Annotated in this window: 14 protein-coding genes and 1 pseudogene; 3 read left to right on the top strand and 12 right to left on the bottom strand. The window is 68.5% G+C overall.

Annotation, left to right across the window (positions count from 1 at the left end):
• Positions 1 to 21 precede the first annotated feature (21 nt).
• Complete coding sequence (locus tag E9536_RS16350) at positions 22 to 1,455, bottom strand: aldehyde dehydrogenase family protein (RefSeq protein WP_136470174.1); 1,434 nt, start codon at positions 1,453 to 1,455, stop codon at positions 22 to 24.
• A gap of 119 nt (positions 1,456 to 1,574) precedes the next feature.
• Here E9536_RS16350 and E9536_RS16345 point away from each other — a divergent pair, with 119 nt between their 5' ends.
• Entirely contained in the window at positions 1,575 to 2,501 is a 927-nt protein-coding gene (locus E9536_RS16345; protein ID WP_166741981.1) for a LysR family transcriptional regulator, read from the top strand.
• 151 nt (positions 2,502 to 2,652) lie between these two features.
• On the opposite strand, the gene E9536_RS16340 is transcribed toward E9536_RS16345, so the two are convergent.
• The 5 genes from E9536_RS16340 to E9536_RS16325 form a co-directional block, all read right to left on the bottom strand.
• The gene (locus tag E9536_RS16340; RefSeq protein ID WP_027790398.1) at positions 2,653 to 3,489 is read right to left on the bottom strand and encodes a bifunctional allantoicase/(S)-ureidoglycine aminohydrolase; all 837 of its coding nucleotides are present in this window, start codon (positions 3,487 to 3,489) and stop codon (positions 2,653 to 2,655) included.
• A gap of 900 nt (positions 3,490 to 4,389) precedes the next feature.
• A complete protein-coding gene (locus tag E9536_RS16335) occupies positions 4,390 to 4,827 on the bottom strand; it encodes a hypothetical protein (protein WP_027790397.1) in 438 nt (145 codons plus the stop codon).
• Between the two features lie 378 nt (positions 4,828 to 5,205).
• The gene (locus E9536_RS16330; RefSeq protein WP_091920641.1) at positions 5,206 to 5,865 is read right to left on the bottom strand and encodes an isoprenylcysteine carboxylmethyltransferase family protein; all 660 of its coding nucleotides are present in this window, start codon (positions 5,863 to 5,865) and stop codon (positions 5,206 to 5,208) included.
• Positions 5,866 to 6,021: 156 nt separating this feature from the next.
• Positions 6,022 to 6,186 (bottom strand): hypothetical protein, encoded by a 165-nt coding sequence (locus tag E9536_RS41435; RefSeq protein WP_162836114.1) that lies wholly within the window; start codon positions 6,184 to 6,186, stop codon positions 6,022 to 6,024.
• 250 nt (positions 6,187 to 6,436) lie between these two features.
• The gene (locus E9536_RS16325) at positions 6,437 to 6,856 is read right to left on the bottom strand and encodes an HIT family protein (protein WP_021159927.1); all 420 of its coding nucleotides are present in this window, start codon (positions 6,854 to 6,856) and stop codon (positions 6,437 to 6,439) included.
• Between the two features lie 74 nt (positions 6,857 to 6,930).
• Between E9536_RS16325 and E9536_RS42080 the strand changes: the two are divergent.
• Positions 6,931 to 7,221: pseudogene (locus tag E9536_RS42080) on the top strand (hypothetical protein); the annotation flags it as partial.
• 192 nt (positions 7,222 to 7,413) lie between these two features.
• Positions 7,414 to 8,823, top strand: coding sequence for a serine hydrolase (locus tag E9536_RS16315; RefSeq protein WP_136470173.1), 1,410 nt, complete (start codon positions 7,414 to 7,416; stop codon positions 8,821 to 8,823).
• Positions 8,824 to 8,902: 79 nt separating this feature from the next.
• Here the strand turns inward: E9536_RS16315 and E9536_RS16310 are convergent, their stop codons facing one another.
• The 6 genes from E9536_RS16310 to E9536_RS16285 form a co-directional block, all read right to left on the bottom strand.
• Entirely contained in the window at positions 8,903 to 9,526 is a 624-nt protein-coding gene (locus E9536_RS16310) for a glutathione S-transferase (RefSeq protein WP_021159929.1), read from the bottom strand.
• A 72-nt stretch (positions 9,527 to 9,598) separates the two neighbouring features.
• The gene (locus E9536_RS16305; protein WP_136470172.1) at positions 9,599 to 11,098 is read right to left on the bottom strand and encodes a TIGR01777 family oxidoreductase; all 1,500 of its coding nucleotides are present in this window, start codon (positions 11,096 to 11,098) and stop codon (positions 9,599 to 9,601) included.
• Positions 11,095 to 11,970, bottom strand: coding sequence for a DUF393 domain-containing protein (locus E9536_RS16300; protein WP_136470171.1), 876 nt, complete (start codon positions 11,968 to 11,970; stop codon positions 11,095 to 11,097). Before E9536_RS16300 ends, E9536_RS16305 begins: the two co-directional genes overlap by 4 nt.
• Before the next feature lie 95 nt (positions 11,971 to 12,065).
• Positions 12,066 to 12,536: a DUF2269 domain-containing protein gene (locus E9536_RS16295; RefSeq protein ID WP_021159932.1), complete on the bottom strand. Its 471-nt coding sequence runs from the start codon at positions 12,534 to 12,536 to the stop codon at positions 12,066 to 12,068.
• A complete protein-coding gene (locus tag E9536_RS16290; protein WP_136470170.1) occupies positions 12,533 to 13,852 on the bottom strand; it encodes an SDR family oxidoreductase in 1,320 nt (439 codons plus the stop codon). Before E9536_RS16290 ends, E9536_RS16295 begins: the two co-directional genes overlap by 4 nt.
• Before the next feature lie 88 nt (positions 13,853 to 13,940).
• Positions 13,941 to 14,474, bottom strand: coding sequence for a MarR family transcriptional regulator (locus E9536_RS16285; RefSeq protein ID WP_006480371.1), 534 nt, complete (start codon positions 14,472 to 14,474; stop codon positions 13,941 to 13,943).
• Between the last annotated feature and the right edge of the window lie 140 nt (positions 14,475 to 14,614).

Genomic DNA, 14,614 nt, shown 5'->3' with positions numbered 1-14,614 from the left:
GCATCAAATGCGAGCTCCCGCTCACGCGACCCGGCTTGCGCTCCCGATCAGGGTCTTGGGCTCCAGATACGCGCCGATGCCCCACCGGCCCATTTCCCGCCCCAGCCCCGAATGCTTGAAGCCGCCGAACGGCGCAAGCGGCTCGTGGGCCAGCGTATTGACGAGCACGCGGCCGGAATCGATCTGCAGCGCCACGCGCTCGCAGCGTTCGGAGTCCTTGCCCAGCACCATCGCGCTCAGGCCGTAGCGCGTATCGTTGGCGATGGCGATCGCATCGGCGTCGTCTTCGTAAGGGATGAGGGTCAGCACCGGCCCGAAGATTTCCTCCTGCGCGATCCGCATCCGGTTGTTCGCCCGGGAAAAGACCGTCGGTTTCACGAACCACCCGGCCTGCAAGCCGTCCGGCCGCCCTTCACCGCCCGTCAGCAGCACCGCGCCTTCTTCCTGCCCGATGCGGATGTAGTGCTGCACCCGCTCCCATTGCTTCGCGCTGACCATCGGCCCGATGTCGGTGCCGACATCGCGCGGATCGCCTGTGCGCACACGCGCCACCGCCTGGCTGATCGCGTCTTCGAATTCCGCGAGCCGATGGCGCGGCACCAGCACGCGCGTCCCCGCGATGCAGGCCTGACCGCTGTTCATGAATCCCGCCTGCAGCACGAGCGGCATGATGCTCGCGAAATCCGCATCGTCGAGCACCACCGTCGGCGATTTGCCGCCGAGCTCCAGCGTCACGCGCTTCATCGTCGCCGCACCGGCGCTCACCAGATGCTGGCCCACCACGGACGAGCCGGTGAACGAAATCTTCGCGACGTCGGGGCTGCGCGAGATCGCGTCGCCGACCACGTCGCCGCGCCCGTTGACGATATTGAACACCCCCTTGGGCAAGCCCGCCGCATGCAGCGCCTCGGTGACGACCTGCGTCTGCATCGCGCTCATCTCGCTGGGCTTGATGACCGCGGTGCAGCCTGCCGCCAGCGCGGTGGCCAGCTTGTTGCAGATGAACCCCGCATCGCTGTTCCACGGCGTGATCAGGCCGGCCACGCCGACGGGCGTCATGATCACGCGGGCCGAGCCGGCCTGCTCCTCGAACGCGAACGTCTCCAGCGCGGCGATGGCCTGCCGGATCGCGTCCGCCGGATAGGTCGCCATCCAGCGGCCGCGCTCGACCGGCGCGCCGTATTCGGTCACGACGGCCTCCATCAGGTCGTCTTCCCGCGCGACGACGGCGTCGCGCATGCGCTCGAGCGCGGCGATCCGTTCTTCCCGCGTGGTGCGCGACCAGCCGGGAAACGCGGCCTTGGCCGCGGCGATCGCCCGTTCGGCATCCTGCTCGTCGCCGAGGCGGACCTGCCCGATCACCCGCTCGGTGCTCGGGTCGTGCAGGTCAAACCATTCGTCGCCGTGCGGCGTCACGAATTCGCCGTCGATGTAGATCTGTTCGATGCGTTGCATGGTGCGTACTCCTTGTGTGCGTATCCGACAAGCCGTCATGACACGCAGTCTAAGAATACATTACTGTTCCGATAAGCCGTCTTATCTCTGATGACTCATCCCGAAAATCAGGACAATCGATGCACCGCACCGGAATGACCGAGCTGGAAGTGGTCCTGGCCGTCGCGCGCCGCAGCAGCTTTCGCGGCGCGGCGCTGGAGCTGGGCATGTCGACGACGGCGGTGAGCAGCGCCGTGGCCGGACTGGAAGCGCGCCTGAAGGTGCGCCTGTTCAACCGCTCGACGCGCAGCGTGTCGCTGACCGATGCGGGCCAGCGCTACGTGGAGCGCATCGCGCCCGCGCTCGCCGAAATCAGGAGCGCCGGCGAGGATGCCGCCGCCGGTCCCGACACACCGAGCGGCACGCTGCGCATCAACGCGCCGCAGGGGGCCGCGCATCTGTTGCTGGGGCCGCTGTTCCATCCGTACGCGCAGCGTTACCCCGACGTCCGCATCGACATCGTGAGCGAGTCGCGCCTGATCGACATCGTCGCCGAGGGGTTCGACGCCGGCATCCGTCTGGCCGAAGCCGTGCCGCAGGACATGATCGCCGTCGCGCTGTCGCGCGATATCCGCATGCTGGTGGTCGCAACGCCCGAGTATCTGAAGCGCCACGGCACGCCGCGCCATCCGCGCGACCTGCTCAAGCACCAGAGCATCGGCATGCGCATGGCCCACGGCGGCATCTATCACTGGGAGCTCGAACGCAACGGGCAGAAGCTGCAGATGGACCTGCCCGTGCGGTTCGCGCTCAACGAACTTGCCGCGATCAAGCAGGCGATCCTGTTCGGGCTGGGCATCGGCTTCATTTCCGAATGGTTCATCGGCGAAGAACTGAAGAGCGGCGCGCTGGTGCCGGTGCTGGCGCCGTGGTGCCCGTCGTTCGGCGGGCTGCGGCTCTACTATTCGGGCCATCGCTTCGTGCCCGCGCGGTTGCGCGCGCTGATCGACCTGGCGCATGAGCTGCGCCTGACCGATGCGCCGTTGAGCGTCGGACGCAAGGGATGACGCACGGGATGGCCCGCGCCGCCGCCGTTCGGGCGACGGCAAGGTTACCGGTCCTGGAATCGACATGCGCATCCCGGACAACCGCCGCGCAAAGAAAAAACCCGCCGGCATGCGCCGGCGGGTTTTTACATTCGACTGCTGGCGCAGCGCTTCAGCGCGCGGGGTTCAGCGTCAGGTTCATGTGACGGTTCACGTCTTTGTACAGCAGGTAGCGGAAGCGGCCGGGGCCACCCGAATAGCATGCCTGCGGGCAGAACGCGCGCAGCCACATGAAATCGCCCGCTTCGACCTCGACCCAGTCCTGGTTCAGGCGATAGACGGCCTTGCCTTCGAGCACGTACAGCCCGTGCTCCATCACGTGCGTTTCAGCGAACGGAATCACGCCGCCCGGTTCGAACGTCACGATGTTCACGTGCATGTCGTGGCGCATGTCGCTCATGTCGACGAAGCGCGTCGTCACCCATGCGCCGTTGGTACCCGGCATCGGGATCGGCTCGACGTCCTGCTCGTTGGTCACGAATGCGTCCGGCAGCGGAATGCCGTCGACGGCCTGGTAATGCTTGCGCACCCAGTGGAAACGCACCGCGGCATCGCTGACGTTGTGCAGCGTCCAGTCCGCGCCCGGCGGAATGAACGCGTAGCCGCCCGGCTTCAGCACGTGCTTCGTGCCCTGCAGCGTCAGCTCGGCTTCGCCTTCGACGACGAACAGCACGGCTTCGGCGTTCTTGTCCTGCTCGGGCTTGTCGCTGCCGCCGCCCGGGTTCACTTCGACGATGTACTGCGAGAAGGTTTCCGCGAAACCCGACAGCGGGCGGGCAATCACCCACAGGCGCGTGTTCGTCCAGAACGGCAGCCAGCTCGTGACGATGTCGCGCATCACACCCTTCGGGATCACCGCGTACGCCTCGGTGAACATCGCGCGATCGGTCAGCAGATCGGTCTGCGGCGGGTGGCCGCCGTGCGGCGCGTAATACGTTGTCTTAGACATAGTGCATCCAGGCAATGGGTTGGTCCGGCCCCGGGCGCCAACGGCATCGGGCGGCACGCATGCGCGTGGGGCACGCATGCGGCGGCGGGACATCGTTGCCGGGGTGGCTTGAAGGCGCACGCGCCTTCGTTCGGTCGGCCAGGCTTCGCGACGGGTTCGTCCGGTTCATCGGACGCAGCGGCCCATGCTTGCGGGGCCGGCGGCCGGGCCGTGGCGCTTCCGTTCATGCGGCGACGCGCGGCCGGCGGCACGGTTCGACGCCGTACGCGAGCATCGCCGACGATAGCGAAGTCGTTCGCAATCGACCAATTAAATGTTGCGATGGATTCCATTCGATTTCCCACTACCTGCCGGCACCCGCGATACGCGGTGAGGGAGCGTGGCGCGACGGTCTGGCTATCCGGGAAATCCTGACGGGCGGGGCCGTGCAAACGCACGTCGGAGGCGCTGGAGGCGCTGGAGGCGCTGGTACGCAACTGCGGTCACGCCGATCGCGCACGCGGGTCGCGATACATCCGGTTACGCAGATTGGCGTGCGCCGAAGCGTGCACGGCTGCGAGCCGCTCCGCACCGATCATGAGCCGTCGTCGAACCGGAACGGGCCAACGGGGCGGAACGAGGATCGAACGGGGTCGAATGGAACGCCAAGGATGTCGACGCTGCGCGGACGCATTCCGTCGCGAGAGGTGGTGTAGCCGGAAAACGGGGAAATGCTGCGAGGAGGGGAAACTGGCCGGCCCGTCGATCGGGCATCCGGCCGCGGCTGGTGAAGCCGGAAAATGTTCGCCGGTCTGGCCGGCGATGGCGGCCCGGCAGGCCGCCGGGCCGAATCTCGCGTCGGAAGCCGACGCCGTCTACGCGCCGGTGCGCGGTTCGCGCACCGTGCCGCGCGAGCGGCGATCAGTCCCAGTCGCGGTGGTGACGATGCTTGCGGTGGCGATAGCCACGATCGCCATGATCGCGCTCGTACGAGCTGCGCGACATGTTGCCGCCGAGCGCCGCGCCGGCGCCGCCGCCGACCGCCGCACCCAGCAGGCCACCCGTACGGCCACCCATCGCGTTGCCTGCCGCGGTGCCTGCGCCGCCGCCGAGGGCGCCGCCGATGATCGCGCCGGTGCGCTCGCGACGGTTCGACGTCACCGCGCCACCCGCGCCGCCGCCGATGGCGCCGCCGATCACCGAGCCCGTGCTGCCGCCGAGCGCACCGCCGACCGCTGCGCCGGCTACCCCGCCGAGCGCGCCGCCAAGCGCGTTGTTCATGTCACCTGCCAGAGCCGGCAGCGCAGTCGCGCCGGTCAGCGCGGCGACGACGAGAGCGGGGGCGATTTTCTTCCACATTCCCGTATTCTTCCTTGTTCGCAATCTGGTTATCGAAGGTCCGCTCGGTACGACGATCTGAATCGATCGACGTCGGGTCTGGCATTGTGCCGAACCGCGGACCAATTCATTTCAATGAGCTTGCGGCGAAGAATAGCACCGGTCCCGCATCCTTGCCGTCGACATTCTGGTAACAAGTTGTTTACGAACAGGCGCCCCCGAACGCCCGCACCAGAATGCCCGCAAACCCGCGCCGGCATTGACTCCGCCGAGGTTCCGGCCCTGCGCGACGACGGGTCGTCCATGCGGGGCTTCGCACGTTTGCGACACACGTGGCAACACATCGGGCACGTGTCGTGAGCGGGCCCGGAAACGACGGTCGGGGAAAAATGAAGGGGGTCAGTACACGCCGGGCAGCAGCCGCCAGGTTCGCGCGCAATACGCGTCGTACTCGGCGCCGAATTGCGCACGCAGCAGCGCCTCTTCGGAGCGGATACGCGCGACGAGCGGGATCATCGTCAACACGACCAGCAGCACGCCGACACCCGAGCGGAAGGCGAGCGCCCAGCCGACCGAATTGACGAGCAGGCCGAGATAGCTCGGATTGCGGATGCGGCGGTAGATGCCGTCGGTCACGAGCGTATGGCCCGGCTGGATCGCGACGAGCCCGCTGAAGCGCTTGCCGAGCACGAAGACGGGCCAGATGCGCAGCACGCCGCCCGCGATGTAGAGCGCGACGCCGGCCCAGCGCACCGCGTCGCCGCCGAAGGTCCAGAAGTCGAGCCGGTCGGTCAGCGCGGGCAGGTAGGCCAGCAGGAACCCGCTCACCCCGAACGCCGCGAGCACCCAGCGGTTGTCGCGGTTCTCGCGCTCGCCGCTGCTCAGGTTGCCTTCGGTGAACATCGCCGCGACGGCCATCGCGAGTGTCGCGACGACGACGGCAATCAGCGGCGGATGCGAGAAGAAGGCCGCGAACCCGCCGCTGCCGAGCACCGCGAGCCCGAGATAAACGAGCGTGGAGATGCCCGACAGGGCGGCGACCTTGCGGGTGACTGTCATGACTGCCTCGCCGGAGTGCGCTTTCCTGTGAAGTATAGGAACCGCGCACACGCCGCGCGGCGCGCCGCCGTCATGCGGCGCGCGAATCCGCGCGCATCGTCCGGCACGACGCCACGACCCTGGCCGGGGCGGCCAGGGCCCGCGCCCGGTGCCGGGTCAGCGGATGCGGAAGTTGCCGCCGATCCCGACGCTGACAGGCGGCGCGTAATACGCCGGCGCATAGCCGTAGTAGGCCGGCGCGGGCGCATAGCCGTACGGCGGCGCGACGTAGCAGCCGGACAGGCCGCCGATCAGGGCAAGCGTAATGAGAAGTCTGGACATGGCTCGATTCCCGGCGCGAAAGACGAATGGCACCTCGCGAACGCCGCGCCGCCGCGAGGTGCGGCGGCCGGCACGAAGAGGCGATCCGCCCTTCCTGTCGCTCGATGAAGCAATGCGCCGAGTCTAGCGCCGGGTCGGCCGGGCCGAGTTTCGCCGGCGGTTACACGTGTTACCTCGCATGACCGCCGAAACAGGTAATGGCGCGACGGCCGGTGTGCCGTGGCGCGCCGTGCCGCGTGCAATCGACGCGTTACACGAAGCGCGCGCGAATGCGCTGCGCGAGCGCTTCGAGCGTCGCCGCGTCGGCGATCTCGCGCGCGTGCATCCGCAGCTCGGCGCCTTCCCAGCGCGGGATCACGTGGAAGTGCACGTGCGGAACCGTCTGGCCGGCTGCCGCGCCGTTGAACTGGCCGATGAACACGCCGTCCGGCTCGAGCGCCGCGCGCACCGCCGCCGCGACGCGCTGCGTCATGCGGATGCCGGCCGCGGCTGCGTCGCCGGACAAGTCGAAGATCTGCGCGGCCGGCTCCTTCGGGATCACGAGCACGTGGCCGTCGGCCTGCGGCATCAGATCCATGATCGCGAGCGTCGTGTCGTCTTCCGCGACCTTCACGCACGGCAGTTCGCCACGCAGGATTCTGGCGAACGGGTTGTTGTTGTCGTAGGACATGTCGGGTTCCGATATCGGTTGGACTGGGAAAGCGCGAGTGCAATGCCGGACGATTATCGGACGACGACGGGTCGGATTTCAACTTGCCGGGCCGGGTCGCGCTGGCGCTCTCACCGAACGGCCATCTCTTGACCGCGAACGGCGACGCAGTCAACTGCCGACCCGCTGCAGCCGAGCGAGATCGTCGAATTCACGGTGGACGGGCGCTTCGTCGCGCAAATGCAGGTCGACACCGTTCCCGGGCCGCGTTCGGACAGGCGTTCGGGCACGGCCGCAAAGGCCAGCCGCAATTCGCAGCCGTCGACGACGACACGAATACCGCGACGGTCTGGACCCTGCGCTCCGACCACGACAACGCGCAGTGATACACCGCTTGAACGGGCCGCACGCGGCCCGTTCGACCTCGGCGATCGACACAGACGATTCGCACAGGCCGGGCAATCCGCGCCGTGTCGATGCTGCCCGGCATCGCCGCCCCTCGCGATTGCCACCGCCGGCCCGAACCTGCGACACTGCCGGTTCGTGTTCCGCCTTCAGACAACCGAGGACACCCGCGCATGACGATCCCCTTCAAGAAGCCGATCCTGCGCGGCGTCGCGCTCGCGGCCGTCGCCGCGATCGGCTACACGGGCTACATGCTGTCCCGGCTCGCGCCGGTCGCGACCGGTTATGCGGCGAAGGCGCTGTGTTCCGGCGTGTACGTATCGGGCCGCCCTGCCGCGTCCGTGATCGACGTCGACATCATGGCCGGCGTGCATCCGCTGCTGAAACTGGTGCGCCCGTCGATCGATCCCGACCATCATCGCGCCGTGGCGACCTTCGCCGGCTTCGCCCGGCGCGATGCCGACTTCCGGCCCGGGCTCGGCTGCACGCTCGCGATCGGGCCGTCGCCCGGCGCGTTACCGGCCGCGCTGCCGCCCCTCCCCGATCCGCCGCCCGCGCAGCCCGCACCAGCCGCGCCGGCCACGCCGCCGGCCGGCATCGACGCACGGAAACTGCAGACCGCGCTCGACCGCGCGTTCGAGGAGCCCGATCCGGCACGACCGCGGCGCACGCGCGCAGTCGTCGTGATGTGGCGCGGCCAGGTGATCGCCGAACGCTATGCGCCCGGCTTCACGGCCGACACGCCGCTACCCGGCTGGTCGATGACGAAGACTGTGACGGCCGCGCTGGTCGGCGCGCTCGTCGCGCAGCACAAGCTGTCGCCCGATACGTCGGCGCTGCTGCCCGAATGGCGCGGCAGCGGCGATCCGCGCGCGGCCATCACGCTCGACGAGCTGCTGCGGATGACGAGCGGCCTGCAATTCAACGAGGACTACGACGACCCGCTGTCCGACGTCGCGTTGATGCTGTTCACGCAGCCCGATACCGCGCGGTTCGCATCGGCGAAGCCGCTCGCGGCGACACCCGGCACGCAGTGGTCCTACTCGAGCGGCACGAGCGCGATCGTCGCACGCGTGATGCGCGAGGCGCTGGGCGGCAGCGGGGACGACTATCTCGCGTTTCCGCGTCGCGCGCTGTTCGCGCCGCTCGGCATGCGCAGCGCGGTGTTCGAGCCCGATGTGTCGGGCACACTCGTCAGTCCGTCGTACATGTATGCGAGCGCACGCGACTGGGCGCGCTTCGGGCAGCTTCTGCTGCAGGACGGCGTGTGGGACGGGCAGCGGCTGCTGCCGGACGGCTGGGTACGCTACCTGACGCGCGCGACGCCGCAGTCGTCGCGCCAGGAATACGGCGCGCAGCTGTGGGTCAGGGTGCCGGAGCCGTTCAACGATCGCGATCCGCACGCGGTCGCGATGCCGGCCGACGCGTTTCATGCGGTCGGCCATGAAGGCCAGTTCGTGAGCGTGGTGCCGAGCCGTCAACTGGTGGTCGTGCGGCTCGGGCTGTCGCGGCCGGAATCCGCGTGGAACCACGAGGCGTTTCTTGCGCGCGTGCTCGACGCGCTGCCGGCGCCCGGCGCGTGACGACGGGTACTTGGATCGATGAATCAGGCGTGAAGCGGCAGCGATGGCAACACGGCCGCCTCACGCGCTACCGGCCGGCTTACGGATTCGCGCTGCCCGCGTATTGCTTGAAGCCTTCGCGCGTCGCGAGACGTTCGATATAGCGTGACACCGCCGGCAATTCCGGATGCTCGAACGGCGTGCCGAACCAGCGATTCACCGACAGGCCGATCGGAATGTCCGCGAGCGTGAACGTGTCGCCGGCCACGTACGCGCCCGTCTTTTCGAGCTGCGCGTTCAGCACCTGCATGTGCTTCGTCCAGCCTGCGATCGACTGCGCGATGCCGGCCGGATCCTGGTGATCGGGGGATTTCCGCACGAGGCCGAGGAACGCGCCGACCCACGAGCGGTTCAGGTCCGCGCCCTGCCAGTCGATCCATTGGTCGACCCGCGCACGCGCCTGCGGCTCGGCCGGATACAGCGCGTCGCCGCCGTAACGATTCGCGAGGTAGCGGATGATCGTGTTCGATTCCCAGAGCACGAAATCGTCGTCCTTGATGACGGGCACGAGCGCGTTCGGGTTCAGCGCGAGATAGGCCGGATCGTTGGTCGTGCGAAAGCCCGCGCCCCAGTCTTCCTGTTCGAACGGCAGGTTCAGTTCGGTGCACAGCCACAGCACCTTGCGGACGTTGATGGACGGAATCTTGCCGAGGATGTGCAGCATGCAGTCTCCTTGTGAGGTCGGATGCGGAGCGTTCGGGGCGCACGACGCGCCACGAACGCATTCACGCCGAATTTATACACGACGGCGCGGCAAACGACATGCCGTACGCGGAAAATCCGCGTGCGGCCGGTTCGTCAGGTCGCGCAGCGCGTGCTCGGCCGTCGGGAACCGGAACATGAATCCGTCCTGATGCAGCCGCGCCGGCATCACCCTCTGCCCGTCCAGCAGCAGCGCGGCCATCTCGCCCATCGCGATGCGCAGCGGCGCGGCCGGCACGTGCAGAAACGCGGGGCGACGCAACACCTTCGACACGACCTGCACGAACTCGCGCTGGGTCAACGGCGCGGGTGCGACCGCGTTGTAGACACCGTGCATGCCCGGGTTCGACATCGCGCGTGCAATGATCCGCAGCACGTCGTCCCGGTGAATCCAGCTCATCACCTGCGTGCCGTCGCCGAATCGCCCGCCCATCCCGAAGTAGTGCGGCAGCAGCATCGGGCGCAACGCGCCGCCGGGGCCGAACACGAGGCCCAGCCGCAGCACCACCGAGCGCACGCCATGACGCTCGAGCGCCTGCGCGGACTGCTCCCACTGCCGGCACAGCCCGGACATGAAGCCGGTGCCGGCACTGCTGCGCTCGTCGAGCCGCTCGTCGGAAGGCCGCACGCCGTAGTAGCCGATCGCCGACGCCTGGATCCACGTGCGGGGCTTGACCTCGGCGGTCTCGACCCAGCGCATCAACGATTCCGTGACGCCGACACGGCTGGCGAGCAGCACCGCCTGCCGGCGCTTGCTCCAGCGCGCGCCCAGCACCGGTGCCCCCGCGAGGTTGATGACCGTGTCGAAACGCTCGTGCGGCCGCAGTTGCCCGGCGGACGTCACGCTGCGCACACGGCCCTGAAACTGGTAGGCCGCGCGCAGCGGGTCGCGCGCCAGCAACGTGACCGTATGGCCCGCATCGAGCAGGTGGTTCACGAGGGTTTCGCCGATGAAGCCGGTTCCGCCTGTGACGAGCACGTTCCCCGGCGGCTGCCCCGCAAACGGATTGGCGGCCGGCGCGCGCTGCCCGATCCGGCAGGCCGCGATTCCGTCGCGGAGGCCCGATACCGTCACGCCGACGGCAAACACGCTCAGCAACCCGCCGCGCCAGCCGAGGTCGAGTACCTGAAGCGCGGTCGGCTCGTGCGCCCAGACGGCCAGCTGCATCGCGATCATCCCGAACAGCGCGCCGCCGTTGACGGCCAGCAGCGTGTGCAGCACGCGCTCGGTCGCCGGCAGCTTGCGGCTCTGGTCCTCGACGACGAAATCCCACAACGTCAGCACCACCTCGACGACCACCACCGCCGCGAGGGCCGCGACCCACGCGCCGTGAAAGGCGACGTTCGCGATCGACGCGAATACGAGACCGTAAAGCACGGAGCGCACCGCGTGAATCCCCAGCTCGAGCCGCGCGCGCGGGCTGTGCGGCAGATCCTGCGTGAGCTCGTGGTGATAGAGCGTATCGAATGCGCCCATCGCGCCCTGCACGATCAGCAGGTTGAGCGCCCAGTCGTAAGCAGGCAAGGTGTTCATGGGGTATCCCTCCTCCACAGCCACACAAGTGGCGGCACCATCGCAACGAGTGCCGCCGCGTCGATCGCCACGTGGCCCGATACTCGGGCCTGCAATGAAAACAGCATGTCCTGCGGCGCCCAGATCGCCAGGCCGGCCAGCAGCCATCCCCACACTTCCCGCCGGCGCAGCCGGTTGCCGAGGTGGACGAGCGCCAGCATCCAGACCGACGCGCATTGCACCGTCGCGCCGATCAGCGACATCCACCAGACCTGCTGCGCGCGCGCCGGGCCGGGCGCCGCGCCCGCCCAGAAATGCAGCTCGATGACGCGGTGATACGCGTCGAGCCACGGCGTGCCGGCCACCCACGGAACGGCGATGCCGACGAGCAGATGCGCGAGCGCCGCGCCGTACATCCAGGTCACCACGATGCGGCGTACGTCGTCACGTGCGGGACGATCGGCCGCGGGTTCGGCGGGTTCTGCGGCACGGTCGCTACCGCACGCCGGCCCGTCGCACGTCGCTTCGGGGCGATAGCCGAGCCAGCGCGAAACGGCGTGCCGGTTGCGCGCGAAGCGGCGATACAGCGGTGCCAGCACACCGCGCACGACCGGCGCGCGAAGCAGCCGGACGAGCCAGCCGCGCCCGGTCAGCGCATGGGCGGCGAGGATGCCGTCCACACCGGTCAGCATGCGTCCGTCCGGCAGACGCGCATGAAGCTCGCGATTCAGCGCGGGCAGGCCGACGCCCAGCGGCGCCGGGTCGAAGCCCGGCCCGGCGATATCGACGAAAGCCAGCCGCTGATGCGCGTCGCGGGCGCCGAGACGCCGTATCTGCGCGACACATAACGGACATCGTCCGTCGAAGTACAGCACCAGTTCACTTGATTCCATGATTCGCATTCCTTCTTGTCTTTGCGTGCATCGTGAATCGATCGACTGCTTTCCCGCACGCCGTACCGCCGCTCCCGTGCGCGGCGGCCACGCGCTTACATCGGCTTGAGCACCATCAGGAAGTAGACGGACAGCATCGCGAAGAACGCCGGGTAGCCGAGCAGTTCCCAGCGCTTCGCATAGCGCCAGTAGCGCTCCGGCAATGCCGCGTCGCCGTTCGCATGGGCGAGCTTCGCCATCGACGCAAGTTCGAGCTGCAGCCACACGACCGGCAGCCAGCACGCCCCGGCGATCGCATACAGCACGATCGATGCGAGCAGCCACGGCGTATGCCACGGCCAGCCGGCGGTGTGCGCGAGCCAGAGCCCCGATGCCGGCTGGAAGATCACGGCCGGCGTCGTGAACCACCAGTCCGCGCGCACCACGAGGCGCGACACGGCCGCGATCGCGGGCACCGACTGCGTGCGGTTCGCGAAAAAGAGGTAGAACGCGGTGCCGAAGCCGGTGCCGACCAGCAGCACCGAGGACAGGATGTGAAGCGCCTTGATGACGAGATAGGTATTCATGCTTGTTCTTCTTCTGAAAAAAGGATCAACAGGATCGCGAGAATCGGCACGTTCTTGAGTACGGGGCCGAACGGCTCGGCGAGCAGCGCCGGCATCGTGATCGCGATGACGGCCGAGTACGCGACGATCAGCGCCGCTTGCGCCGCCCACAGGCGCCGTGAAGGCGCGGCGACGGTCGCGATGCCGAACGCGAAATCCAGCGCGCTGGCCGCGTACAGCGCGATCAGCGCGGGCAGCCCCGTGAGGTGCGCAGGCGCGAGCAGCGCGAGGCTCGCGGGCAGCGGATGGATGAACGCGCTGGCGATGGCCGTCCAGATCCACACGATCGCGAGCGCGCCGCGCAGCAACGGCCGACGCCACATCGCCAGCGCATCGCGACGCAGCGCGGCGGCTTCCGTGCCGATGAAGCCGTCGATCCCGCGCGGCGGCCGGCCGAGCATGGTCGTGACGGCGGCCGGATCGCCGGTGTTCCCGCCACGCAGCATCGTCCACGTGTCGCGCGTGAACATCGCGCCCGGCAGCGTGCCGAGCAACGCGGCCGCCGCGCCGGCCAGCGGGCCCGGCAGCGTCACGCGGGCGGCCGGAGGAAATCCCAGCGCGGCACGGTAGCGGGCCAGCATCTCGCGGTATTCGACTTCGTCGTTGCCGACCACGTCGATCACCGCGCGGCCGGCCGCCGACGCATCGCCCGGTTGCACGACGAGCCGCGCGACGACTTCGGCGAGATCGTCGACGTGCACGGGGCGCAGCCGCTGACGGCCGCCCGCCGGCAGCACCTGCACGGGCAGGCTCGCGAGCATCCGGAAAAACCGCGCGGACGCGCCGTCCGTGCCGTAGACGAGCGCGGGCCGCACGATCCGGAAGTCGATCGGCAGCGTCTGCAGGAAGCGGTCGGCGGCCAGCTTGCTGGCGAAGTAGCGCGTGCCGCCGCGCTCGACGCCGAGCGCCGAGATCTGGATCACGCGCCGCACGCCGGCGCGGCAGCACGCGGTAAAGAGTGCGCACGGCGCGGCACGGTGCACGGCGTCGAGCGTCGCGCCGCGCCGATCGGCGAGGATGCCGACCGCATTGATCACCACGTCGACGCCCTTCAGCCGCGCGAGCCACGCGTCGGGATCGATGTCGGCGGCGAAGTCGATCGCGACGTCGCACGGGCCGGCCGCATGCCGCACGCCGCGCAGCACGCGATGGCCGCCGGCTTCGAGCTGCGCGCACAGTGCCCGCCCGATGAAGCCGTTCGCGCCGCACACGAGGACCGTCATGCGGCGCGCCCCGGTGCGGCCCTGCGGGCAGGTCGACGGCAAGACAGCGTTCATTTTCATCCTCTACTTACAGTTATTTCTGTACAGACAGAAATAAAAACCCCAAAAAAAGCGGGCTGCCTGCCCGCACTGCGCGTAACGCTTACTTCGACGGCTTGCGCCTGACCGTCTGGCTGATCTTCGCGCCGATGCCGAGCGCCTTCATCAGCGTATCGGGCTTGAGCCGCAGCATCTCGTCCGACCAGGTCGTGAGCGTCTCGACGAACTGCAGCGTGTCGCGGATGCGCTGCTCGGTCTCGCGGCTCTCGTTCGCGATCTCCGGATTCGTCAGGCAATCGCGCAGCACCGTGAGCGTCGGTTCGATCTCGCGCTGCCGCCGCCCTTCGACGATCAGCTTGAACAGTTCCCAGATGTCGGTCGACGTCTCGAAGTGGTCGCGGCGATCGCCCAGCACATGCACGACCTTCGCGAGCCGCCATGCCTGCAGCTCCTTCAGGCTCGTGCTGACGTTGGAGCGCGCGACGTTGAGCGTCTCGGCGATCTCGTCGGCCGCGACCGGCCGGCCGGCCAGATACAGCAGCGCGTGGATCTGCGAGACGGTGCGGTTGACGCCCCACCGCGAGCCCATTTCGCCCCAGTGGAGAATGAATCGTTCGGCAATCGGTGTGAGTTCCATAGCGTGAAATTTAGGCATTTCAGTTATTTCTGTCAAGAGAGAAATAACCGGACGATCCGCCAGGTTCCGGCCGCGCCCGCCCGCGATCGGCCGCTTCCATTACAATGCGCGGGATTTTTCCGATTTCAGGCCGTTTCTGC

Source organism: Burkholderia sp. LS-044, from assembly GCF_004803625.1.
GTDB classification, from domain to species: Bacteria; Pseudomonadota; Gammaproteobacteria; order Burkholderiales; family Burkholderiaceae; genus Burkholderia; species Burkholderia cepacia.
The sequence above is the reverse complement of the archived record's forward strand: the minus strand, read 5'-3'. Positions and strand labels throughout refer to the sequence as shown.

What these genes read in the sequence shown, in the direction of transcription:
- E9536_RS16350 (WP_136470174.1), bottom strand. Translation starts at nt 1,455, where the DNA reads ATGCAACGCATCGAACAGATCTACATCGACGGCGAATTCGTGACGCCG.
- E9536_RS16345 (WP_166741981.1), top strand. Translation starts at nt 1,575, where the DNA reads ATGCACCGCACCGGAATGACCGAGCTGGAAGTGGTCCTGGCCGTCGCG.
- E9536_RS16340 (WP_027790398.1), bottom strand. Translation starts at nt 3,489, where the DNA reads ATGTCTAAGACAACGTATTACGCGCCGCACGGCGGCCACCCGCCGCAG.
- E9536_RS16335 (WP_027790397.1), bottom strand. Translation starts at nt 4,827, where the DNA reads ATGTGGAAGAAAATCGCCCCCGCTCTCGTCGTCGCCGCGCTGACCGGC.
- E9536_RS16330 (WP_091920641.1), bottom strand. Translation starts at nt 5,865, where the DNA reads ATGACAGTCACCCGCAAGGTCGCCGCCCTGTCGGGCATCTCCACGCTC.
- E9536_RS41435 (WP_162836114.1), bottom strand. Translation starts at nt 6,186, where the DNA reads ATGTCCAGACTTCTCATTACGCTTGCCCTGATCGGCGGCCTGTCCGGC.
- E9536_RS16325 (WP_021159927.1), bottom strand. Translation starts at nt 6,856, where the DNA reads ATGTCCTACGACAACAACAACCCGTTCGCCAGAATCCTGCGTGGCGAA.
- E9536_RS16315 (WP_136470173.1), top strand. Translation starts at nt 7,414, where the DNA reads ATGACGATCCCCTTCAAGAAGCCGATCCTGCGCGGCGTCGCGCTCGCG.
- E9536_RS16310 (WP_021159929.1), bottom strand. Translation starts at nt 9,526, where the DNA reads ATGCTGCACATCCTCGGCAAGATTCCGTCCATCAACGTCCGCAAGGTG.
- E9536_RS16305 (WP_136470172.1), bottom strand. Translation starts at nt 11,098, where the DNA reads ATGAACACCTTGCCTGCTTACGACTGGGCGCTCAACCTGCTGATCGTG.
- E9536_RS16300 (WP_136470171.1), bottom strand. Translation starts at nt 11,970, where the DNA reads ATGGAATCAAGTGAACTGGTGCTGTACTTCGACGGACGATGTCCGTTA.
- E9536_RS16295 (WP_021159932.1), bottom strand. Translation starts at nt 12,536, where the DNA reads ATGAATACCTATCTCGTCATCAAGGCGCTTCACATCCTGTCCTCGGTG.
- E9536_RS16290 (WP_136470170.1), bottom strand. Translation starts at nt 13,852, where the DNA reads ATGAACGCTGTCTTGCCGTCGACCTGCCCGCAGGGCCGCACCGGGGCG.
- E9536_RS16285 (WP_006480371.1), bottom strand. Translation starts at nt 14,474, where the DNA reads ATGGAACTCACACCGATTGCCGAACGATTCATTCTCCACTGGGGCGAA.